This window comes from Peterkaempfera griseoplana (assembly GCF_001418575.1).
In the GTDB taxonomy this organism is placed as follows: Bacteria; Actinomycetota; Actinomycetes; order Streptomycetales; family Streptomycetaceae; genus Peterkaempfera; species Peterkaempfera griseoplana.
The window spans coordinates 1-5,319 of sequence record NZ_LIQR01000521.1 but is presented as its reverse complement, the minus strand read 5'-3'; the positions used below and the strand labels follow the sequence as shown (position 1 = coordinate 5,319).

Here is a 5,319-nt window from a genome sequence, read left to right as displayed (position 1 = left end):
ATGTGTATAAGAGACAGGTCGGGCGGTGGCGCGAGCCCCATGCTCGCCACCGTCCATGGACGCGCAGTGAACGACGGGTGGCCGTCTCGAGTACCGGTCGCGGCACACCGTCGCAGGACCGCTCCCACCCCCCGCCGGACGGCGGCCCGGCGGGCCCGGGCGTACGCTGGAACCCCCGGCCCGCACCGCGTGCCGGGCGGTTCTCGTTGCGCGCCCAGCAGGCGCCACCCGCTCCATCAGCCCGCCGACACACCCCCAGACCCCACCACTGACCGGAAGCACGGGACAAGAAGACTCCATGACCCTGACCGGACTGCTCGACGTCATCGCCCAGGACGCCGCACTCGCTGAGGCCGTCGAGGCCGCAGCCACCGGGAACCGACGCCATCTCGACCTGGTGGGCCCCCCGGCCGCCAGACCCTTCGCGATCGCGGCGCTGGCCCGCTCGCTCGCCGCCAGGGCGACCGGGGACCGAGGCCGCCCGGTGCTCGCCGTCACCGCGACCGGACGCGAGGCCGAGGACCTGGCCGCCGCCCTCCGCTCGCTTCTGCCCCCCGACTCCGTGGCCGAGTTCCCCGCCTGGGAGACCCTGCCGCACGAGCGGCTCTCCCCGCGCTCGGACACCGTGGGCCGGCGCCTCGCGGTGCTGCGCCGCATCGTCCACCCCAGGGCCGACGACCCGGCGGCGGGCCCGGTACAGGTGGTGGTGGCCCCGGTGCGCTCCGTGCTGCAGCCGCAGGTCAAGGGGCTGGCCGAACTGGAGCCGGTGTCGCTGCTGCGAGGCGGGCAGCACGATATGGAGGAGGTCGCCCGCAAACTGGCCGCGGCCGCCTACCAGCGGGTCGAACTGGTCGAGAAGCGCGGTGAGTTCGCCGTGCGCGGAGGCATCCTGGACGTCTTCCCGCCCACCGAGGAGCATCCGCTGCGGGTGGAGTTCTGGGGCGACGACGTCGAGGAGATCCGCTACTTCAAGGTCGCCGACCAGCGGTCGCTGGAGATCGCCGAGCACGGCCTGTGGGCCCCGCCCTGCCGTGAACTGCTGCTGACGGACGCCGTACGGGCCCGCGCCGCCGAGCTGGCGGCCGCGCACCCGGAGCTGGCCGAGATCCTCGACAGGATCGCCGAGGGCATCGCGGTGGAGGGCATGGAGTCCCTGGCGCCGGTCCTGGTCGACGACATGGAGCTGCTGCTGGACGTACTGCCGCAGGGCAGCGTCTCGGTGGTGTGCGACCCCGAGCGGGTCCGCACCCGGGCCGCCGACCTGGTGGCCACCAGCCAGGAGTTCCTGCACGCCTCCTGGGTGGCGGCGGCGTCCGGCGGGGACCGGCCGATCGACCTGGCGCCGATCGACGTCTCCGCCGCCTCCCTCTGGTCGCTGGCGGACATCCGGGAGCACGCGGACGAGATCGGGCTGCCCTGGTGGTCGGTCAGCCCCTTCGCCACCAGTGACTCCGCCGACTCCTTCGAGACCCGGCTGGACTCCGACCCGGACACCCTCACCCTGGGCATGCACGCCGTGGAGGCGTACCGGGGCGACACCGCCCGCGCCATCGCGGACGCCAAGGAGCGGCTGGCCGACGGCTGGCGGGTCGTCATGGTGACCGAGGGACACGGTCCGGCCAGCCGGATCGCCGAGATGCTGGGCAACGAGGGCATTGCCGCCCGGCTGGTCCCCGAGCTGACGGGGGCGCCGGAGCCGGGGCTGGTCCATGTCTCCTGCGGGTCGATCGAGAACGGCCTGGTCGACGAGGCACTGAAGCTCACCGTCATCACCGAGACCGACCTGGCCGGGCAGAAGTCCTCCACCAAGGACATGCGACGGATGCCGTCGCGCCGCCGCAACGCCATCGACCCGCTCGCCCTCCAGGCCGGCGACTTCGTGGTGCACGAGCAGCACGGTGTCGGCCGCTATGTGGAGATGGTGCAGCGCACCGTGCAGGGCGCCACCCGTGAGTACCTGGTGCTGGAGTACGCCCCCGCCAAGCGCGGCCTGCCCGGCGACCGGCTCTTCGTCCCCACCGACCAGCTGGACCAGGTCACCAAGTACGTCGGCGGCGAGGCCCCCTCGCTGCACCGGATCGGCGGCGCGGACTGGGCCAAGACCAAGTCGCGGGCCAAGAAGGCGGTCAAGGAGATCGCCGCCGACCTGATCAAGCTCTACTCGGCGCGGATGGCCGCGCCGGGCCACTCCTTCGGCTCCGACACCCCCTGGCAGCGGGAGCTGGAGGACGCCTTCCCCTACGCGGAGACGCCCGACCAGCTCACCACCATCGCCGAGGTGAAGGGCGACATGGAGAAGTCGGTCCCGATGGACCGGCTGATCTGCGGCGACGTCGGCTACGGCAAGACCGAGATCGCGGTGCGGGCCGCCTTCAAGGCCGTCCAGGACGGCAAGCAGGTGGCCGTCCTCGTCCCGACCACGCTGCTGGTCCAGCAGCACTTCTCCACCTTCTCCGAGCGGTACGCCAACTTCCCGGTCTCGGTGAAGGCGCTCTCCCGCTTCCAGACCGACTCCGAGGCGAAGAACGTCCTGGAGGGGCTGCGCGAGGGCTCGGTGGACGTGGTCATCGGCACCCACCGGCTGTTCGCCTCCGAGACCAAGTTCAAGGACCTCGGCCTGGTGATCGTGGACGAGGAGCAGCGCTTCGGTGTGGAGCACAAGGAGCAGCTGAAGAAGCTGCGCGCCAATGTGGACGTGCTCACCATGTCCGCCACCCCCATCCCGCGCACCCTGGAGATGGCGGTCACCGGGATCCGGGAGATGTCCACCATCACCACCCCGCCGGAGGAGCGCCACCCGGTGCTGACCTTCGTGGGCCCGTACGACGACAAGCAGATCGCCGCCGCCGTCCGCCGTGAACTGCTGCGCGAGGGCCAGGTCTTCTACATCCACAACCGGGTGGAGTCGATCGACAAGGCCGCCGCACGGCTCAAGGACCTGGTCCCCGAGGCCCGGGTGGCCACCGCCCACGGGCAGATGGGGGAGACCCAGCTGGAGAAGGTGGTGGTCGACTTCTGGGAGAAGGAGTTCGACGTCCTGGTCTCCACCACCATCGTGGAGTCCGGCATCGACATCTCCAACGCCAACACCCTGATCGTGGAGCGCGGCGACACCTTCGGCCTCTCCCAGCTGCACCAGTTGCGGGGCCGGGTGGGCCGTGGCCGTGAGCGCGGCTACGCCTACTTCCTCTACCCGCCGGAGAAGCCGCTCACCGAGACCGCCCACGAGCGGCTGGCCACCATCGCCCAGCACACCGAGATGGGTGCGGGCATGTATGTGGCGATGAAGGACCTGGAGATCCGCGGCGCCGGCAATCTGCTCGGCGGCGAGCAGTCCGGCCATATCGCGGGTGTCGGCTTCGACCTCTACATGCGGATGGTGGGCGAGGCGGTCGCCGAGTTCCGGGAGCAGCTGGAGACCGGCGGCGAGCCGGAGGAGGAGCCGCTGGAGGTCAAGATCGAGCTGCCGGTGGACGCGCACGTCCCCCATGACTACGCGCCCGGCGAGCGGCTCCGTCTGCAGGCCTACCGCTCCATCGCGGCGGTCAACTCCGAGGACGACATCGTCCAGGTCCGCGAGGAGCTGACCGACCGCTACGGCAAGCTGCCGGAGCCGGTGGAGAACCTGCTGCTGGTGGCGGGGCTCCGGCTGTTCGCCCGCCGCTGCGGGATCACCGACATCACCCTGCAGGGCGCCAATGTCCGCTTCGGGCCGGTGGAACTGCGGGAGTCCCAGCAGCTGCGGCTGAACCGCCTCTATCCGCGCAGCCTGGTCAAGGGCGCCACGCGGCAGCTGCTGGTGCCCCGCCCGACCACCGGCCGGATCGGCGGCAAGCCGGTGGTGGGGCGTGAACTCCTCGCCTGGAGCCGGGAGTTCCTCACCGCGATGTTCGAGGAGATGAACGCCGCCCGCTGAGGCCGCCCGGCCGGGCCCGCGCAGGCGGGCCCGGCCGGACCGGTCTGCTAGCTGCGGGCCCGCAGGAAGGCGCTGGTGGAGACCGTCCCCAGCAGCTCCAGGCGGCTGCCGCCCGCGGCGAGATGGCCGTCGAGGGCGGCCTGCACCCCGGGCCAGCCCTCGTCGCCGTAGTCGTCCATCACCACGATGCCGCCCGGGGCGGTGATCTCCTCGGCCCAGGCCAGGTCCTTGCGGACGCCCTCCTCGGAGTGGTCGCCGTCGATGATCACCACGCCGTAGCTGCGGTCGGAGACGGCCTTCTGCACCTCCGGGTCGGTGGAGAAGCCACGGTGGAGCCGGAGCCTGTCCGGGTCGACGCCGGCCAGCCGCAGATTGGTGCGGGCGACGGTCTCGCTGACCGGGCTGCCGGAGGGATCGCTGCCGAAGCGGGCGCGGTCGGGCTGCAGCTGGATGTCGGCCAGCGGGTCGACGATGGTCAGATCGGCCTCGACGCCCTGCCGGGCGAGCTGGCGGGCCAGGCCGCCGGAGAAGAGCCCGTACAGCGTGCCGATCTCCAGCACGGTGCCGTTCGGCGGCGCCAGCAGCGGGGTGGTGGTGAGCTTGCCCAGGATGTTGGAGGTGGAGCCGGCCAGCCGCCCCACGCCCCGCAACTCCAGCTCCACCAGGGTCCGGTAGGCCAGCGCGACCTGGGCGTACGGCTTGGAGTGGCCGGTGACGGCGGTGATCTGCCGGCACAGCTCCATGATCTGCGCCTTGCGGGGCAGCCGGTCGCCGGCGCCGCGCCCGTCCCGGCCGAGCAGCAGCTCCATGGCGTACAGGCGCTGCTCGGCCTGGCCGAGGGTCTCCCGCAGCCGGCCCGACTCGGCGCGCAGCTCGGCCAGCTCCTTCTGAACGGCTGTCAGATCGGCTCGGGTGACCGGTGGTTTCTGGGCGCGTGCCCGCTGGGTGAGGGCCCGCTCGATGCGGCGGTCGATGCGGGCGGTCACCGGGCGCAGCGCACGCCGGGCGGGGGCGGAGGACAGCAGCGAGGGCATGGCGACGACCCAAGCAGCTTCCCCCCGGGGCCGGACAGGGTGGCGGGGGAAGCTTTACCCACCGTTCATTCCGCGTCCCACCGATGTCGCCCGCAGGGGTGAACCGGCGGGCAGCGGCCCGGCACTAGGGTCGGGGGGTGATCCCTGGTCTGGTGGCGGCGCTCGCGGCGGCGGTCTTCTTCGGTGTGGCGACGGTGCTGCAGGCGCTCGGGGCCCGCGCCGGCACGGCGGGCGGCGTCGGGGGCACGGTGCGGGCCATGGTGAACCTGCCGTTCGCCGCCGGGCTGGCGCTGGACGGCCTGGGCTTCGTCGCACAGTTGGTGGCGCTGCGGTCGCTGCCGCTGTACGTGGTGCAGGCGGCGCTGGCCG

General features: G+C 72.3%; 2 protein-coding genes and 1 pseudogene. 2 read left to right on the top strand and 1 reads right to left on the bottom strand.

Going from position 1 to position 5,319, the window contains the following annotated elements:
- Nucleotides 1-298: 298 nt before the first annotated feature.
- Nucleotides 299-3,916 (top strand): transcription-repair coupling factor, encoded by a 3,618-nt coding sequence (mfd, locus tag AOK09_RS31615; RefSeq protein ID WP_055590659.1) that lies wholly within the window; start codon nt 299-301, stop codon nt 3,914-3,916.
- A gap of 47 nt (nt 3,917-3,963) precedes the next feature.
- Here the strand turns inward: mfd and AOK09_RS31610 are convergent, their stop codons facing one another.
- Entirely contained in the window at nt 3,964-4,950 is a 987-nt protein-coding gene (locus tag AOK09_RS31610) for a class I SAM-dependent methyltransferase (RefSeq protein WP_055590658.1), read from the bottom strand.
- A gap of 149 nt (nt 4,951-5,099) precedes the next feature.
- Between AOK09_RS31610 and AOK09_RS31605 the strand changes: the two are divergent.
- A pseudogene (locus AOK09_RS31605) lies at nt 5,100-5,319 on the top strand (hypothetical protein); the annotation flags it as partial.

Coding starts and splice junctions, on each gene's coding strand:
- mfd (WP_055590659.1), top strand. CDS start 299: ATGACCCTGACCGGACTGCTCGACGTCATCGCCCAGGACGCCGCACTC.
- AOK09_RS31610 (WP_055590658.1), bottom strand. CDS start 4,950: ATGCCCTCGCTGCTGTCCTCCGCCCCCGCCCGGCGTGCGCTGCGCCCG.